Below are 16,555 nucleotides of genomic sequence, written 5' to 3'. Positions count from 1 at the left end.
TGGGACCATGAACATCCTGTTCGCGAGCCAGGCAATTGATGGCCACTTCAATCCGATGACCGGTGTGGCCATGAGGCTCAAGGAGCGGGGCCACGATGTCCGCTGGTACACCGGCCCGGTGTTCACGGGAAAGCTGAAGGGCCTCGGGATTCCCCTGATCCCCTTCAAGCGCGCCATCGAACACCGCGCCGACAATCTCTTTGAGCTGTATCCGGAGCGGGCCAGGCTCAAAGGGCCCCGGGCCATCGGCTTCGATGGCGAAAAGATCTTCGCCAGCAACATCAGCAACTTCTTCGAGGACATCCGTGACCTGCAGCAGGAGTTTCCCTTCGATGCCCTGGTGGTGGACAGCTCCATGTTCGTCCAGCGGCTCGTATCGCACCTGCTGGGCAAGCCGGTGGTGAATGTCGCGGTGATACCCAACATGGAGAGCGATCCGCTGGTGCCCCCGCTCTTCTTCGGCTTCCGGCCGCCGCGGAACCCGGCCGGGAAGGCCCTGCAAACCGTGGCCGGTCAGCTGTCGGACAAAATCATCCTCCGCCCTGCGCACCAAAGCTACCGGCGCCAGCACACCTTCTACGGCCAGGACGTGCCCAAAAGGGGCAGGCTCACCGACGATGCGTACCGGTGCTCGGACGCCGTCATCCAGGCCGGCACGCAGTCCCTTGATTTTCCGCGCCGCAACACCAACCCCAAAGTGCACTACGTCGGGGCGCTCCTGCCATACCGCCGCCCCGGCGCCGACGTAGCGGAAGAGCTGCCGCCCGGATACTCCACAACCATCGTGGTCACCCAGGGCACCGTGGACAACGCGGACCAGGACAAGCTCATCATTCCCGCGCTGGAGGCGCTGCAGGACATGGATGCCCTGGTGATTGTGGCAACAGGCGGCAGGGGAACCGCCGAACTGAACCGGCGCTACCCGCAGCCAAACATCCTCATCCGCGACTATGTGGACTTCGCCGCCGTCTTTGAGTCCACGGACGTCTTCGTCACCAACGGCGGGTTCGGCGGCGTGCAGTTAGCCCTGTCCAAAGGCGTCCCGCTGGTGGTGTCCGGCATCAATGAAGGCAAGAGCGATGTCAACGCCCGCGTGGAATATGCCGGTGCCGGCATCAACCTGCGGACCGAGGCTCCCTCGCCGGAGAAGATCCGGAGGGCCGTGCACTCCATCCTTGCCGAGCCGGGGTGGAAAGAACGGGCGCAGCAGATGCGGCAGGACTTCGCCCGGCAGGATCCGGCCGAGGCCGCGGCAGACGTTGTGGAAAGGGTGCTCGCCTCCAGGTGAACCCGGGCATGAAGCATAATGGGGGCCATGCGACGGACTGTTTGGGGGATGCTCGCCGCCCTTGTGCTGGCGGCCGCCACGGGATGCACCGTGACCACCGAGGACCCCGGCTACGTGCCGCCGCCTCCGCCGGCACCGATGGACCAGCTGGAACAGGCGGCGTTGGCCAATCCCGACGATTTTTCCAGCACTGAGGGCGTCCTCTCCTTCATCACCGAGGACCGCACCATTGTCTGTTCGCTGACCTCCGCGCGCGGCGAGCATGTGAACCTCCCCTACGAAACGAACAGCTTCACCGACTTAGCGAACAACAAGCTGGCCATCGTCCCCGTGGCCCACTGTGAACTGGCCAGGTACCCGAAGCCCGCCCACGACGACGTCCGGGATGACTGCGCCGGAACATCGCTCGGCTACCTGGGCGGCGTTGCCTTCCTGACCCCTGACAACGCAACGTACGGTGAGTGCCGTTCCGGCGTCACACAAATGGAGGCAACCTACGGCCCCAACGGCAACAGGGCGGGTGCCCTGGCCCAGCTGCCGGTCCTGGCGGAGGGCCGGAACCTCGAACGCAACGGGCTGCGGTGTTCCGCCTACAACGGCGGCGTGGCATGCGGAAACGTGTCCGCCGGTGTGGGATTCTTTGTTTCCCCGGAGCGTTACGAACTGATCTCCAGGCCGGAAAACGCTGCCCCGCCTCCACCCGCCGAGGCCTCAAAAACCCCGTAATTACGCGGTTTTTCTACGCCTCATAGAATAGTGTCCTTACTCACATAAGAGGTAGTCTGGGACGGCCCGGTCCCTCCAAAGGACTAGAGTTCCCCATGGAGCATCACGCCGCGTGGCTTGTTTCCAACAGGCCTCCGGTGCGTGCAATTCCGCAGCCCGGTCATCGTCTTCGATGGTGCCCGACTGTACAGAAACTACTTCGACGTAGAAGGACACTAAACCGTGGACCTGTTTGAATACCAGGCGCGCGATATGTTCGAGGCGCACGGTGTACCCGTGCTTGCCGGCATCGTGGCGTACACCCCAGAAGAAGCAAAGGCAGCTGCCGAGAAGATCGGCGGCGTTACTGTCGTAAAGGCGCAGGTCAAGGTTGGTGGCCGAGGCAAGGCCGGCGGCGTGAAGGTCGCAAAGTCCGCCGACGAGGCGCTTGAGCACTCCACCAACATCCTGGGCATGGACATCAAGGGCCACACGGTCAACAAGGTGATGATCGCCCAGGGTGCGGACATCGCCGAGGAATACTACTTCTCCGTCCTGCTGGACCGGGCCAACCGAAACTACCTGGCCATGTGCTCGGTTGAGGGCGGCATGGAAATCGAACAGCTCGCCGTCGAACGCCCGGAAGCGCTGGCCAAGATCGCCATCGATCCCGCCATCGGCATCGACCAGGCAAAGGCCGATGAAATCGTCGCAGCCGCTGGCTTCGCTGAGGAACTGCGCGGCAAGGTGGCCGACGTCATCCTCAAGCTCTGGGATGTCTTCAAGAAGGAAGACGCCACCCTGGTGGAGGTCAACCCGCTCGTCAAGACCGGCGCCGGCGAAATCGTGGCACTGGACGGCAAGGTCTCGCTGGACGAGAACGCCGAATTCCGTCACGCCAAGCACGCCCTCCTTGAAGACAAGGACGCTGCTGACCCGCTGGAGGCCAAGGCAAAGGCGCAGGACCTCAACTACGTCAAGCTGGACGGCGAAGTGGGCATCATCGGCAACGGTGCAGGCCTGGTCATGTCCACGCTGGACGTCGTTGCCTACGCCGGTGAAAACCACGGCAACGTCAAGCCCGCCAACTTCCTGGACATCGGCGGCGGAGCTTCGGCCGAGGTCATGGCCGCCGGCCTGGACGTCATCCTGGGCGACGAGCAGGTCAAGTCCGTGTTCGTGAACGTCTTCGGCGGCATCACCGCCTGTGACGCCGTGGCCAAGGGCATCGTCGGCGCGCTGGCCGAGCTCGGCCACACTGCCAACAAGCCGCTGGTAGTCCGCCTCGACGGCAACAACGTCGAAGAAGGCCGCCGCATCCTGAACGAGGCCAACCACCCGCTGGTTACCCTGGCCGCCACCATGGACGAGGGCGCCGACAAGGCCGCCGAGCTCGCCAACGCAGCGAAGTAAAGGGACGCACCATGTCTATCTATCTGAACAAGGACTCCAAGGTCATCGTCCAGGGCATCACCGGCGGTGAAGGCACCAAGCACACCGCCCTGATGCTGAAGGCCGGCACCAACATTGTGGGTGGCGTCAACGCCCGCAAGGCCGGCACCACCGTCCTGCACGGCGACGCCGAGATCAACGTCTACGGCACCGTCAAGGAAGCCATGGCAGAGACCGGCGCTGACGTCTCCATCGTCTTCGTCCCGCCGGCATTCACCAAGAACGCCGTTGTTGAAGCCATCGAGGCCGGCATCGGCCTGGTGGTTGTCATCACCGAAGGCGTCCCGGTCCAGGACTCCGCCGAATTCTGGGCCCTCGCGCAGTCCAAGCTCGACGCTGACGGCAACCAGGTCACGCGCATCATCGGACCGAACTGCCCCGGCATCATCACCCCCGGTGAAGCACTGGTGGGCATCACGCCGGCCAACATCACCGGCAAGGGCCCCATCGGCCTGGTCTCCAAGTCGGGCACCCTGACCTACCAGATGATGTACGAACTGCGCGACCTCGGCTTCTCCACAGCCATCGGCATCGGCGGCGACCCCATCATCGGCACCACGCACATCGACGCCCTGGCTGCGTTCGAAGCCGACCCCGAGACCAAGGCGATCGTGATGATCGGCGAAATCGGCGGCGACGCCGAGGAACGTGCTGCCGACTTCATCAAGGCCAACGTCACCAAGCCGGTTGTCGGCTACGTTGCCGGCTTCACCGCTCCTGAAGGCAAGACCATGGGCCACGCCGGCGCCATCGTCTCCGGTTCCGCCGGAACCGCCCAGGCCAAGAAGGAAGCCCTCGAAGCTGCAGGCGTGAAGGTCGGCAAGACGCCGTCCGAGACCGCCACGCTGCTGCGCGAGGTTTTCGCAGCCCTCTAGGGTTCTCTCCAACAACGCGGGGTCACTTCCCGCCCTTTCCACACTCTGGATTGGCCGCGGAGTGACCCCGCGTTGCTGTTTTAAGTACGACGACGCCAGGTCACCTTCCGCGTGGGAGGTGACCTGACGTCGTCGTACTTTCTGCGTTTCAGGCTTTGGCAGCGGTGAGCAGCTCGTCGAGCCGCTCGTAGCCTTCTGTCATGCCGCCCTCCATGCCGGACTGGGCCATGCCGTCACGTGCCTCCATGCTGGGGTAGACGGAGTGGCCGCGCAGCCTGCACCGGCCGCCGCCGAGGTCCTCGAACGTCATGAACTCGAGGCTGACCACGTCCGGATAACCGCCGAACTCGAAGGTCTGCAGGGCAAACTCGTTTTCACGGACCGTATGGAACACCCCGGTGAATTCGTAAGCCACGCCGTCCGGCCCGGTGTGGATGTATCGGTAGGTGCCGCCGCTGCGGAAGTCGTAGTGGTCCATCTCCATTTTGAGGCCGCGGGGGCCCAGCCACTGCGCAATAAGATCCGGTTCCTTGTGCGCCCGGAATACGTCCGCGACGGGGAAATCGAACTCACGCTCGAAGTCGATGAAGGGAAGGCCTTCGGGGACACTGAGTTTCAGGGGATTGGTCATGGCTTTTCCTTTGCCTTGGCGCCGTGGTGCCCGGCGCTGGATTGAAGCACGGCATCAAGGCTGCGGAACTGCTCCTCGCGGACCAGCCGGTACTGGTTGATCCAGGCGGTGAGTGCCTCCAGCCGTGCGGGGTTCAGGTGGACGGGCCTGCGCTGGGCATCCCTGGTCCGGGTAACCAGTTGCGCCTGCTCGAGTACCTGGATGTGCTTCGAAACTGCCTGCTTGGAAATTTCGAATGGTTCCGCCAACTCATTAACTGTGGCCGGGCCCCGGCTGAGCCGGGCAATGATGCTCCGCCGCACGGGGTCGGCCAGGGCCATAAAGGCCGAGTCCAACGCAGTACTTTCGAAGTTCATGTGCGGCCTCTTGCTAATCAACTAACTTGTTTATCAACCTCTTGGTTGTTTGAGGCTACTCCTTCATCCCGCGTCCTTCAACACCTCTCGGCCTTGTCTCGCCGCTCCCGATATTGTTAGTATGTCAGGACAAACTTCCAGAGGAGCGAAAATGCCACTTGTACGTATTGATGTGAACGAAGGACGCACTCCGGAGGAGCTGCAGCGGCTGAGCCGGGGCATCCATGACGCAATTCTTGCCGAATATGCCATCCCCGAGCGGGACTACTTCCACATCCTCACTGAGCACCCGCAGGGGCAGATCTTCGCCCAGGATGCCGGGCTCGGGTTCGAACGGACCGGGGGAGTGGTGATGATCCAGATATTCACCCAGGGCGGCAGGACGCAGGAGGCGAAGCAGCGGCTGTTCGCGGCGGTTGCCGAAAAGCTTTCCGGGGTGGGGGTCGCGGGCGAGGATGTCTTCATCGGGTACGTGGAAAACACCGCCGGTGACTGGTCCTTCGGGTTCGGGCGGGCCCAGTATGTGACCGGAGAACTTGCCGTACCCCGCAAGTAGGCAGTACCTGCCGCGCGCGGCTAAAGTAGCGCGCTCTAACTTTGCTGTAAGTATGTCAGTACAAACTTTTGACAGGACATGAAATCTGCGGCAAAGTAGTCCCTGTGGCCTCCACCACGGCCTGCCAGTCCCGGAGCTCCTGCACTTCAGAGGTCCAGAGTTCCACACCAGAAAGGTCCGCGATCACCGTGACCCACGAGCTTCTTACGATCGGGCGCATCAGCGTTGATATCTACCCGAACGATATCGGGGTGGACCTGGAGGACGTTTCGTCCTTCGGGAAATACCTCGGCGGTTCGCCGTCCAACGTCGCCGTTGCGGCTGCCCGGCACGGCCGCCGCGCAGGCGTGATCACCCGTACCGGGGACGACGCCTTCGGCAAGTACCTGCACCGGGAACTGCACAAGTTCAACGTCGACGATTCCTTCGTCGCTCCCGTGAAGGAGTACCCCACGGCGGTCACCTTCTGTGCCATCAAGCCGGCGACGGACGAGTTCCCGCTCTACTTCTATGGCCGGTTTCCCACCGCGCCGGACCTGCAGATCCAGGCTTCCGAGCTGGACCTGGACGCCATCCGCGAGGCGGGGATCTTCTGGTCCACCGTGACCGGCCTGTGCCAGGAGCCCAGCCGCAGTGCGCACATTGCAGCGCATGAGGCACGTCCGCGGACCCGCCTGGCCGAGGGGCAGTTCACCATCCTGGACCTGGATTACCGGCCGATGTTCTGGGCATCGGAGGACGAGGCCCGCGCGGAGGTGGCCAGGATCCTGCCGCACGTGACGGTCGCCATCGGCAACGACAAGGAATGCGCCGTCGCCGTCGGTGAGGGCACGCCCGATGAGCAGGCCGACCGGCTGCTCGCCGCCGGCGTCGAGATCGCCGTCGTCAAGCTCGGCCCTGACGGCGTGATGGCCAAGACCCGCACCGAGCGCGTGGTGTCCGCCCCGGTCCCCGTGGAAACCGTGAACGGCCTGGGCGCAGGTGACTCCTTCGGCGGCGCCTTCTGCCATGGTCTGCTGTCCGGCTGGCCGCTGGCCCAGGTCCTGGACTACGCCAACGCCGCCGGCGCGATTGTCGCCTCCCGCGTGTCCTGCGCGGATGCCATGCCGACGCCGGATGAGGTCACCTCACTGCTGGCCGAACGCGGCCGACCGGTTCCGGGTACTGTTCCCGGCGCCCCTGTTCCTGATGCCGCTGCCCAGCTTGCCACCGAAGGAGCAGCACTGTGACCCTCACCCCTATCGCCGCCAACCAGGCTGTCAACGACGATCCCCGTCGCTATGAACACCTGAGCGTCATCCGGCTGGAGGACCCGGACGCGGTGGCCCGTGCCGCCGCGTCCCGCCGCCGCCATCCCGGCGTGAAGTCCGGCCGGCAGAACTTCATCGTGGCAGCGGACCACCCGGCCCGCGGGGCCCTCGCGGTCGGCGCGGACCCGGTGGCCATGGCGGACCGCCGCCAGCTGCTGGACCGGCTGCAGATCGCGCTGTCCAACCCCGCCGTGGACGGAATCCTGGCGTCTCCGGACATCATGGATGACCTGCTGCTGCTGGGCGCACTCGAGGGCAAGCTGGTCTTTGGTTCCATGAACCGGGGCGGGCTGTCCGGACTGGTCAACGAATTCGATGACCGGTTCACCGGCCACACCGCTGCCGCCCTGGAAGCTCTGGGCGCTGACGGCGGCAAGATGCTCACCCGGATCTGCCTGGGTGACCCGGACACGGTGGTGACCCTGGAGGCCACCGCCAAGGCCATCGATTCCCTGGCGGAGCGCAAGCTGATCGCGATGGTGGAGCCATTCCTCTCCGTCCGCGAAAACGGGCGGGTCCGCAATGACCTGTCCACCAACGCCGTGATCAAGTCCATCGCCATTGCCGAGGGCCTGGGTTCCACCAGCGCCTACACCTGGATGAAGCTGCCGGTGGTTGCCGGGATGGAACGCGTCATGGCCGCCACCACCATGCCCACCGTGTTGCTGGGCGGGGATCCGGCCGGTACCCAGGACGAGGTCTTCGCCAGCTGGCAGGCCGCCCTGGCGTTGCCGGGGGTTCAGGGCCTGACCGTGGGCCGCACCCTGCTCTACCCCCAGGACGGGGATGTGGCCGGCGCTGTCGCCACGGCCGCTTCCCTTCTTCACCACACCGCAGAAGTATCGGAGTAGCTTCCCATGGGAACAACAACAGGAACACGCAGGATGACGGTGGCGCAGGCGGTCGTCGAGTACCTTTCGAAGCAGTACACGGTCGATGCCATCAACGGTGTTGCCTACCGTGAGCGGCTGATCCCGGGAACGTTCGGCATTTTCGGGCACGGCAACGTTGCCGGGGTGGGCCAGGCCCTGAAGCAGTACCAGCAGCTGGACCCGGCCATCATGCCGTACTACCAGGGCCGGAACGAACAGGCCCAGGTCCACCAGGCCGTGGGCTACGCCCGGCACACCCGCCGCCGCCAGACCTTCGCGGTCAGCACCTCCATCGGCCCGGGCTCTTCGAACCTGCTCACCGGCGCCGCGCTGGCCACCACCAACCGCCTCCCGGTACTGCTGCTGCCGTCCGACACGTTCGCTACCCGCGCCGCGGACCCGGTCCTGCAGCAGCTGGAGCAGCCCTACGCCTACGACCTGACGGTGAATGACGCGTTCCGGCCGCTCTCCAAGTTCTTCGACCGGGTTAACCGGCCCGAGCAGCTGTTCTCCGCGTTCCACCACGGCCTGCGCGTCCTGACCGACCCCGCCGAGACCGGCGCCGTAACCATCTCGCTGCCCCAGGACGTCCAGGCTGAGGCCTTCGACGTCCCGGAGGAGTTTCTGGCAGAACGGGAATGGCGGATCCGCCGCCCGGACGCGGACGACGACGACATCGCCCGCGCCGCCGAGGCCATCCGGGCCGCGAAACGGCCGCTGATCATCGCCGGCGGCGGCGTCCTGTACGCCTACGCCAACGAGGAGCTTGCGAAGTTTGTCGAGCTGACCGGTATCCCGGTGGGCAACACCCAGGCCGGCGTCGGCGTCCTGCCGTGGGACCACCCGTTCTCCCTTGGCGCGATTGGCTCCACGGGGACGACGGCGGCGAACGCCATCGCTGCCGAGGCGGACCTGATCATCGGCATCGGCACCCGCTACGAGGACTTCACCACCGCGTCCCGCACGGCGTTCCAGAACCCTGACGTGCGTTTCATCAACGTCAACGTCGCACCGATCGACGCCTACAAGCACGGGACCACGCTTCCCATCGTCGCCGACGCCCGCAAGGCACTGGTCAAGCTCAACGCCGCCCTCGGCGGCTACCGCGTGGGCGCCGACCTGGAACAGACGGTGGCTTCTGAGAAGAAGCGCTGGGATGCCACCGTGGACGAGGCCTTCGACACCCGCCACACCCCGCTGCCGGCGCAAAATGAAATCATCGGCGCCACCTCCCGGGCCATGGACGCCCGCGACGTGGTGATCTGCGCGGCCGGGTCCCTGCCCGGGGACCTGCACAAGATGTGGCGGGTCCGGGACCCGTTCGGCTACCACGTGGAGTATGCGTACTCCTGCATGGGTTATGAGATCCCGGGCGGCCTCGGCGTGAAGCGCGCGGCCCTCGCCGAGGCGGCCAGGACGACGGCGGCAGGCGGCGCCGGCGGGACGGAAACCTCCGAGGTGCGGGACGTCGTCGTGATGGTAGGGGACGGCTCCTACCTGATGATGCACACCGAACTGGTCACCGCCGTCGCCGAACGCATCAAGCTGATCGTGGTCCTGATCCAGAACCATGGCTACGCCTCCATCGGCTCGCTCTCGGAGATGCTCGGTTCCCAGCGGTTCGGTACCCAGTACCGGGCGCTGAACGAGGAACAGCACAGCTTCGACGAGGGCGAAACCCTTCCGGTGGACCTGGCCCTGAACGCCGAGTCCCTGGGTGTGAAGGTCATCCGGATCGAGCCGGGGGAGAAGGTTATCGCCGAACTCGAACAGGCCATCCGCGACGCCAAGGCCGCACCGGAACGCGGCGGTCCAATCCTGATCCACGTCGAATCCGATCCCCTGCTGGACGCGCCCAGCTCCGAGTCCTGGTGGGACGTTCCCGTCTCCCAGGTCTCCGAACTGGACTCCACGAAACAGGCCTTCCAGACCTACACCGACCACAAGAACCGCCAGCGCAAACTGCTGGGCTGACGTTCCCCCTTCACCACTCAAGGAAGAGTCCCCATGACTGCCACCACCACTGAGACCACCACGATCCACCACTTCATCAACGGCGCCGAAACTGCCGGGGAGGGTGACCGCACCACGTCCGTCTACAACCCGGCCACCGGGCAGGTCACCGCGGAGCTGCGGCTGGCCAACCGCGCAGACCTGGACGCCACCGTTGCCGCCGCCCGCACGGCCGCCGATACCTGGGGCGACATCTCCCTGGCCAAGCGCACCGCCGTGCTCTTCAAATTCCGCGAACTCGTCGCAGCCCACGTCGACGAACTGGCCGCCCTCATCACCGCCGAGCACGGCAAGGTCCTCTCCGACGCCAAGGGCGAAATCGGCCGCGGCCTGGAAGTCATCGAATACGCCTGCGGCATCCCCACCCTGCTCAAGGGCGACTACTCCGACCAGGTCTCCACCGGGATCGACGTGTTCAACTTCCGTGAACCCCTCGGCGTTGTTGCCGGCATCACGCCGTTCAACTTCCCCGTCATGGTGCCGCTCTGGATGGCGCCGATGGCGATCGCCACCGGCAACGCCTTCATCCTCAAGCCCTCCGAACGGGACCCCTCCGCCTCCATGCTGCTGGCCAAGCTGTGGAAGCAGGCGGGCCTGCCTGACGGGGTGTTCCAGGTCCTGCACGGTGACAAGGAAACCGTGGACGGGCTGCTGACCCACCCGGACGTTGACGGCATCTCCTTCGTCGGCTCCACCCCGATCGCGCAGTACGTCCACGAGACCGCCACGAAGCACGGCAAGCGCGTCCAGGCCCTCGGCGGGGCCAAGAACCACGCCATCGTCATGCCCGACGCCGACCTGGACAACGCTGCCGACCACCTCGCCGCCGCAGCGTTCGGCTCCGCAGGTGAACGCTGCATGGCCATTTCCGTCGCCGTCGCCGTCGGTGACGCCGCGGACCTCATCGTCAAGAAGGTCGAAGAACGCGCCCTGGCTGTCAAGGTCAACAACGGCACCGCGCCCGACGCCGAAATGGGCCCGGTCATCACGCCCGCCTCCAAGGAACGCATCGTGCGAATCGTCACCGAAGCAGAACAGGCCGGCGCCGCCATGGTGGTGGACGGCCGCGACCTGGTGGTCCCCGGCCACGAAGACGGCTTCTGGGTGGGCCCCACCGTCATCGACCACGTCAAGACCGGAATGACCGCGTACACCGAGGAAATCTTCGGACCCGTCCTGGTGGTGGTCCGGGTCGACACCCTCGAAGACGGCATCACGCTGATCAACGCCAACCCCTACGGCAACGGCACCGCCATCTTCACCTCCTCCGGCGCAGCCGCCCGCAAGTTCCAGCGCTCCGTCACCGTCGGCATGATCGGCATCAACGTGCCCCTGCCCGTCCCCGTGGCCTACCACTCCTTCGGCGGCTGGAAAGCCTCGCTTTTCGGTGACAAGCACATCTACGGACCCGAAGGCGTCTCCTTCTACACCCGCGGCAAGGTCATCACCTCCCGCTGGCCTGAAACCCACCACGCCTCCGGCGCCTCCTACAACTTCCCGTCGAACTAATAACCGCCTTGGTTTCGACAGGCTCAACCACCGGTGGTTGAGCCTGTCGAAACCAAAAGGAGTGAAAATGACTGAGAACAAACTGATCATCGGCACCGCTCCGGACTCCTGGGGTGTGTGGTTCCCGGACGACCCCAAGCAGACGCCATGGGAGCGCTTCCTCGACGAAGTGGCTGAGTCCGGCTACAAGTGGATCGAGCTGGGCCCGTACGGCTACCTGCCAACCGACCCCACCCGCCTCGCAGAGGAACTGAAGCAGCGCGACCTCAAGGTCACCGCCGGCACCGTGTTTACCGCGTTCCACCGTGGCCTGGACCAGTGGGAAACCGCCTGGGAGCCGGCCCGCAAGGTGGCTGAACTGACGGCAGCCATGGGCGGCGAGCACATCGTGGTGATCCCGGCCATGTGGCGCGATGACGTTACCGGCGAAGCCGTGGAAAGCGGCACGCTCAGCGACAAGGCCTGGGGTGACCTGTTCGCCGGGCACAACCGCCTGGGCAAGACCCTGCTGGAGGACTTCGGCCTGAAGCAGCAGTTCCACTCGCACGCGGACTCCCACGTCGGCGTGCAGGAGGACATCGAAACGCTGCTGGGCGCAACGGACCCGCAGTACCTGAACCTGTGCCTGGACACCGGACATGCTGAATACTGCGGCGCCTCAAGCCTCGAACTCATCAAGAACTACCCGGACCGGATCGGCTACCTGCACCTGAAGCAGATCAATCCGGAGATCCTCAAGAAAGTCAACGAGGAAAACATGACCTGGGCGGCCGCCAACCTGGCCGGCGTCATGACCGAACCGCCGAACGGACTGCCGGACCTCCGCGCCGTCATCGAAGCCGTGGAAGCGCTGGACCGCCCCATCTTCGGCATCGTGGAGCAGGACATGTACCCCGTCGCCTTCGACGTGCCCATGCCCATTGCCAAGCGCACGCGCAACTACCTGCTGTCCTGCGGCTCCCGTACCGCCGTCAGCTAACCCCCGCCACAGACACTCAAAAGGACAGAACAATGACTGAAACCCTCCGCGTAGCCGTCATCGGCGCCGGACGCATGGGCGCCGACCATATCCAGCGGCTCCACACACGCATCCACGGAGCCGAAGTTGCCGCCGTCGTGGACGTTGACCTGGCCCGTGCACAGGCGGCCATCGAAGGCATCCCGGGCGCCGTCGCCCTGGCCGACGCTGAAAAAGCCCTCAACAACGGCGACGTCAACGCCGTGCTCATCGCCACGCCCGGTTTCCTGCACGAGGACATCCTGCTCAAGGCGATCGCGAAGGACATCCCGATCCTCTGCGAAAAGCCCCTCACGCCGGATGCCGAGTCCTCCTGGAAGATCGTCCAGGCCGAGATTGAACTGGGCCACAAGCGCATCCAGGTGGGGTTCATGCGCCGCTTCGACGCAGAGTACGCCTCGCTGGGCAAGATCATCTGCGACCATGAACTGGGCGAGCTGCTCATGCTGCACCACCAGCACCGCAACCCCACCACGCCGGAGGGCTTCACGAACGAGATGCTGATCAACGACTCCGTTGTCCACGAGTTCGACGCGATCCGCTTCTTCACCGGCGAGGAGATCACCAGCATCCAGGTCCGCCTGGGCAAGGCCACCAAGAACGCGCCCTCCGGCCAACACGATCCCCAGCACGTCCTGCTCGAGACCGAGTCCGGCGTCCTGGCCGACGTCGAGATCTACGTCAATGCCAAGTTCGGCTACGAAGTGGCCACCCAGGCTTCCTTCGAAGAAGGCATCGTTAGCATCGGCGGCGACAAGGGCCCCTACACCCGCAGCGCCGGCCGCTGGGGCGGTAATGTCACCCCGGGCTTCGAAGAACGTTTTGGTGCGGCGTACGACGTCGAAATCCAGTCATGGGTGGATGCCGCACTTCGCGGCGAAATCGGCGGTCCCACCGCCTGGGACGGCTACGCCACCGCGGCTTGCTGTGAAGCCGGCGTTGAGGCGCAGAAGAACGGCGAAAAGGTGGCTGTGAAGCTGGCCGCCAAGCCCGACCTGTACAAGTAGATGCAGGAGAAGGGGGCGGAAAAGTCCGTCCCCTTCGCGGCTTCTCCCATAACTGATCCACAATGGAGTGTTTTACGTGAAAATCGCGCTTGACCCCACCCCGTTCCACCACTCGCACAGCCTGCTCGAGTTCCCGAAGGTGGTTGCGGACCTCGGCTACAAGTACATGCAGATGACCCCGCACGCGGACTTCATCCCCTTCTACAACCACCCTAAAGCGGATGATGAACTGGTGGGCCAGCTGAACAAGGCCTGCAGGGATGCGGGAATCGAAATCGCATCCGTCCTGCCTGTGCTGCGCTGGTCCGGCCCGGATGAGGATGCCCGGGAGGCGGCGGTCCGCTATTGGAAGCGTGCCATCCAGATCACCGTGGACCTCGGTGTCAGCACCATGAACACCGAGTTCAGCGGGCGCCCGGAGAAGGCGGAGGAGTCCGAGCGGGCCTTCTACCGCTCCATGGAGGAACTGCTGCCCATCATCGAGCGGGAGGGCATCGACCTGCTGATTGACCCGCACCCGGACGATTTTGTTGAAGAAGGCCTCGCCGCCATCCGCGTGATCCGCGGCCTGAACTCGAAGAACGTGGGCATAGTGTACGTGGCATCGCACAGCTTCCACATGAAGAACCAGCCACTGGACATCATGCGGGCGGCAGGGGATAAGCTGCGCCTGGTGCACGTGGCCGACACCATGAACCACCACGCCTCGCACGGACTGCGCTACATCACCAACCCGCCGGGCAACCCCGTGCGCGTCCACCAGCACCTGAAAATCGGCGACGGCGACGTGAACTGGGACGAGTTCTTCGGCGGCCTCAAGGAAATCGGCTTCCTTGACAGGGACGACACCGTGATGGTGTCCAGTGTCTTCGCCGAGGACGAGAACGCCGAGGACGTCTCCCGCTACCAGCTGGACGCCATGAAGCAGTACATCCAAAAGGTCAGCCAATGAGTGGCCCTGCGCCTGCGGCAACCGGAACGAAGCCCCCCAATCACAGGAAGGCGCTCCGGACCGTCACCATCATCTCCACGTTCGGTGGCCTGCTCTTCGGCTACGACACCGGCGTGATCAACGGCGCCCTGCCGTACATGCAGGAGGACCTGGGGCTGACTCCCCTGACCGAAGGGCTGGTGACGTCCTCGCTGCTGTTCGGTGCAGCGTTCGGTGCCCTGTTCGGCGGCCGCCTCGCGGACCGCAACGGACGGCGCAAGATGATCATGGTCCTTGCGGTCATTTTCCTGGTGGGAACGCTGGCCTGCACGTTCGCCCCCAACACCGAGGTGATGATCGCCGCCCGGTTCGTGCTGGGCCTCGCCGTCGGCGGCGCGTCCGTCACCGTGCCCGTCTACCTCGCCGAAGTATCGCCAAGCGCGCGCCGCGGCCGGATCGTCACCCAGAACGAACTGATGATCGTCACCGGGCAGTTGCTGGCCTTCATCTTCAACGCCTACCTTGGCAACACCTTCGGGGAATCCGGCGGCATCTGGCGCTGGATGCTGGTGATCGCGACGCTTCCCGCCATCGCACTGTGGATCGGTATGAACTTCATGCCGGAGAGCCCGCGCTGGCTGGCGTCGATGGGCAGCTTCGGCGAGACCCTCAGTGTGCTGCAACGCATCCGCTCACAGGCCGAGGCCCGGACGGAGTTCGAAGAGGTCAAGGCGATGGCCGTTGAGGACTACAAGTCCAAGATGGGTTCCTGGAAGGACCTCGGCATCCCGTGGCTCCGCCGGATCTTCTTCGTGGGCCTGGGGCTGGCCGTTATCCAGCAAATTACCGGCGTGAACTCCATCATGTACTACGGCACGCAGATCCTGGCACAGTCCGGTTTTGGCCGGGAAGCGGCACTGACGGCCAACATCGCCAACGGCGTGATCTCTGTGCTTGCGACGTTCGTGGGCATCTGGCTGCTGGGCAAGGTGGGCCGCCGGCGCATGCTGATCACCGGCCAGGTGGGAACGACGTCGGCCCTGCTGCTGATCGGCCTGTTCTCGTTGATCCTGCCCGAGGGCGCCGCCCGCGGCTTCGTCATCCTGTCGCTGACGGTCACCTTCCTGGCGTTCCAGCAGGGGGCCATCTCACCGGTTACCTGGCTGATGCTCTCCGAGATTTTTCCGCTCAAGATGCGCGGCCTGGGCATGGGTGCTTCCGCGTTTGTGCTGTGGATCGTGAACTTCCTGGTGGGCTTCGGCTTCCCGCAGCTCCTGGCCGCCATCGGACTCTCCAGCACGTTCTTCGTATTTGCCGTTCTGGGCGTCGGCGCCATCGCCTTCGCCGCGAAGTACGTCCCGGAGACCAAGGACAAGAGCCTGGAAGACCTGGAGCACTACTTCAAAAACGTGGCGGGAAAGAAGCCTGAAGCCGCAGTGGGCCGCAGCCTCTAACAGCAGCCGCCGTACAGCACGGGACGGACGAGTGCCCCTTTGAGCCAGTCTCAAAGGGGCACTCGTGGTTGTCGTGTCAGGCCCGGACGTGCAGCTTTGGCAGGGCGTCCACGAGGGGTGCCAGTTCGGGGATGTCCAGCGCCCCGGCCAACGCGCGTTCCAGCGTTTCGTCATGAACCGGCCGGGCTTTTTCGAGAAGGCTGATGCCGCTCGAGGTGAGTTCGGTGTAGATTCCGCGCCGGTCGTCGTCGCAAAGAATCCGCGTCAGGAGTCCCCTGTCCTCCAACCTGTTGACCAGCCGGGTTGTGGCGCTGGGGCTCAAGGCGGTGGCCCGGGCGAGCTGCTGCATGCGCATGTGCCAGCCATCCTGGCGGCTGAGTGCGTCCAGGACCGTGTACTCCACAACGGACAGCTTCGAGTGCGCCTGGAGTGACCGCTCCAGTTCGTTCTCAATCAGTCCGTGGAGGGCCGCCAGGGTCCGCCATCCCTGCGCGCGGACCTCTACGGCGTCGTCCTTGATGCCCATGACAATGCTCCTTGAACGGGCGGCCACGGAAGGCCGCGCACCGGTTGCGGCG

General features: G+C 64.9%; 16 protein-coding genes. 13 read left to right on the top strand and 3 right to left on the bottom strand.

Annotated features, from left to right (window positions below; all coding sequences use genetic code 11):
• Positions 1–7 precede the first annotated feature (7 nt).
• The 4 genes from B5520_RS14670 to sucD all read left to right on the top strand — a co-directional run bounded on the left by B5520_RS14670 (position 8) and on the right by sucD (position 4,320).
• Entirely contained in the window at positions 8–1,288 is a 1,281-nt protein-coding gene (locus tag B5520_RS14670; protein ID WP_079597819.1) for a glycosyltransferase, read from the top strand.
• Between the two features lie 18 nt (positions 1,289–1,306).
• Positions 1,307–2,014, top strand: a complete 708-nt coding sequence (locus B5520_RS14665) for a hypothetical protein (RefSeq protein WP_254865585.1) — start codon at positions 1,307–1,309, stop codon at positions 2,012–2,014.
• A gap of 222 nt (positions 2,015–2,236) precedes the next feature.
• Positions 2,237–3,406 (top strand): ADP-forming succinate--CoA ligase subunit beta, encoded by a 1,170-nt coding sequence (sucC, locus tag B5520_RS14660; RefSeq protein WP_079597817.1) that lies wholly within the window; start codon positions 2,237–2,239, stop codon positions 3,404–3,406.
• 11 nt (positions 3,407–3,417) lie between these two features.
• Positions 3,418–4,320: a succinate--CoA ligase subunit alpha gene (gene sucD / locus B5520_RS14655; RefSeq protein ID WP_079597816.1), complete on the top strand. Its 903-nt coding sequence runs from the start codon at positions 3,418–3,420 to the stop codon at positions 4,318–4,320.
• A 148-nt stretch (positions 4,321–4,468) separates the two neighbouring features.
• On the opposite strand, the gene B5520_RS14650 is transcribed toward sucD, so the two are convergent.
• Positions 4,469–4,951: an SRPBCC family protein gene (locus B5520_RS14650; protein WP_079597815.1), complete on the bottom strand. Its 483-nt coding sequence runs from the start codon at positions 4,949–4,951 to the stop codon at positions 4,469–4,471.
• Complete coding sequence (locus B5520_RS14645) at positions 4,948–5,307, bottom strand: ArsR/SmtB family transcription factor (protein ID WP_079597814.1); 360 nt, start codon at positions 5,305–5,307, stop codon at positions 4,948–4,950. The genes B5520_RS14650 and B5520_RS14645 overlap by 4 nt, the downstream gene beginning before the upstream one ends.
• A 151-nt stretch (positions 5,308–5,458) precedes the next feature.
• Here B5520_RS14645 and B5520_RS14640 point away from each other — a divergent pair, with 151 nt between their 5' ends.
• The 9 genes from B5520_RS14640 to B5520_RS14600 all read left to right on the top strand — a co-directional run bounded on the left by B5520_RS14640 (position 5,459) and on the right by B5520_RS14600 (position 15,977).
• Positions 5,459–5,863, top strand: a complete 405-nt coding sequence (locus B5520_RS14640; RefSeq protein ID WP_079597813.1) for a tautomerase family protein — start codon at positions 5,459–5,461, stop codon at positions 5,861–5,863.
• A 188-nt stretch (positions 5,864–6,051) separates the two neighbouring features.
• Entirely contained in the window at positions 6,052–7,092 is a 1,041-nt protein-coding gene (gene iolC / locus B5520_RS14635; protein WP_079597812.1) for a 5-dehydro-2-deoxygluconokinase, read from the top strand.
• Positions 7,089–8,024, top strand: a complete 936-nt coding sequence (locus B5520_RS14630) for a Cgl0159 family (beta/alpha)8-fold protein (protein ID WP_079597811.1) — start codon at positions 7,089–7,091, stop codon at positions 8,022–8,024. Before iolC ends, B5520_RS14630 begins: the two co-directional genes overlap by 4 nt.
• A gap of 6 nt (positions 8,025–8,030) precedes the next feature.
• Positions 8,031–10,019, top strand: coding sequence for a 3D-(3,5/4)-trihydroxycyclohexane-1,2-dione acylhydrolase (decyclizing) (gene iolD, locus B5520_RS14625; protein ID WP_176156878.1), 1,989 nt, complete (start codon positions 8,031–8,033; stop codon positions 10,017–10,019).
• Positions 10,020–10,052: 33 nt separating this feature from the next.
• Entirely contained in the window at positions 10,053–11,567 is a 1,515-nt protein-coding gene (locus B5520_RS14620; protein WP_079597809.1) for a CoA-acylating methylmalonate-semialdehyde dehydrogenase, read from the top strand.
• 67 nt (positions 11,568–11,634) lie between these two features.
• Positions 11,635–12,546 carry a sugar phosphate isomerase/epimerase family protein gene (locus tag B5520_RS14615; RefSeq protein WP_079597808.1) on the top strand — a complete coding sequence of 304 codons (912 nt, stop codon included), beginning with the start codon at positions 11,635–11,637 and terminating at the stop codon, positions 12,544–12,546.
• A gap of 32 nt (positions 12,547–12,578) precedes the next feature.
• Positions 12,579–13,592 (top strand): Gfo/Idh/MocA family protein, encoded by a 1,014-nt coding sequence (locus tag B5520_RS14610; protein ID WP_079597807.1) that lies wholly within the window; start codon positions 12,579–12,581, stop codon positions 13,590–13,592.
• Between the two features lie 76 nt (positions 13,593–13,668).
• Positions 13,669–14,544 (top strand): sugar phosphate isomerase/epimerase family protein, encoded by an 876-nt coding sequence (locus B5520_RS14605; RefSeq protein ID WP_079597806.1) that lies wholly within the window; start codon positions 13,669–13,671, stop codon positions 14,542–14,544.
• Positions 14,541–15,977, top strand: coding sequence for a sugar porter family MFS transporter (locus tag B5520_RS14600; protein WP_079597805.1), 1,437 nt, complete (start codon positions 14,541–14,543; stop codon positions 15,975–15,977). The genes B5520_RS14605 and B5520_RS14600 overlap by 4 nt, the downstream gene beginning before the upstream one ends.
• A gap of 76 nt (positions 15,978–16,053) precedes the next feature.
• Here the strand turns inward: B5520_RS14600 and B5520_RS14595 are convergent, their stop codons facing one another.
• Positions 16,054–16,503, bottom strand: coding sequence for a MarR family winged helix-turn-helix transcriptional regulator (locus B5520_RS14595; RefSeq protein WP_079597804.1), 450 nt, complete (start codon positions 16,501–16,503; stop codon positions 16,054–16,056).
• Between the last annotated feature and the right edge of the window lie 52 nt (positions 16,504–16,555).

It is taken from the genome of Arthrobacter sp. P2b (assembly GCF_900168295.1).
Lineage (GTDB): Bacteria > Actinomycetota > Actinomycetes > Actinomycetales > Micrococcaceae > Arthrobacter.
This window is presented reverse-complemented; position numbering and strand designations above follow the sequence as displayed.

What these genes read in the sequence shown, in the direction of transcription:
- B5520_RS14600 (WP_079597805.1), top strand. Translation starts at nt 14,541, where the DNA reads ATGAGTGGCCCTGCGCCTGCGGCAACCGGAACGAAGCCCCCCAATCAC.
- B5520_RS14645 (WP_079597814.1), bottom strand. Translation starts at nt 5,307, where the DNA reads ATGAACTTCGAAAGTACTGCGTTGGACTCGGCCTTTATGGCCCTGGCC.
- B5520_RS14665 (WP_254865585.1), top strand. Translation starts at nt 1,307, where the DNA reads ATGGGGGCCATGCGACGGACTGTTTGGGGGATGCTCGCCGCCCTTGTG.
- B5520_RS14670 (WP_079597819.1), top strand. Translation starts at nt 8, where the DNA reads ATGAACATCCTGTTCGCGAGCCAGGCAATTGATGGCCACTTCAATCCG.
- iolD (WP_176156878.1), top strand. Translation starts at nt 8,031, where the DNA reads ATGGGAACAACAACAGGAACACGCAGGATGACGGTGGCGCAGGCGGTC.
- B5520_RS14640 (WP_079597813.1), top strand. Translation starts at nt 5,459, where the DNA reads ATGCCACTTGTACGTATTGATGTGAACGAAGGACGCACTCCGGAGGAG.
- B5520_RS14595 (WP_079597804.1), bottom strand. Translation starts at nt 16,503, where the DNA reads ATGGGCATCAAGGACGACGCCGTAGAGGTCCGCGCGCAGGGATGGCGG.
- B5520_RS14615 (WP_079597808.1), top strand. Translation starts at nt 11,635, where the DNA reads ATGACTGAGAACAAACTGATCATCGGCACCGCTCCGGACTCCTGGGGT.
- B5520_RS14620 (WP_079597809.1), top strand. Translation starts at nt 10,053, where the DNA reads ATGACTGCCACCACCACTGAGACCACCACGATCCACCACTTCATCAAC.
- sucD (WP_079597816.1), top strand. Translation starts at nt 3,418, where the DNA reads ATGTCTATCTATCTGAACAAGGACTCCAAGGTCATCGTCCAGGGCATC.
- B5520_RS14610 (WP_079597807.1), top strand. Translation starts at nt 12,579, where the DNA reads ATGACTGAAACCCTCCGCGTAGCCGTCATCGGCGCCGGACGCATGGGC.
- B5520_RS14650 (WP_079597815.1), bottom strand. Translation starts at nt 4,951, where the DNA reads ATGACCAATCCCCTGAAACTCAGTGTCCCCGAAGGCCTTCCCTTCATC.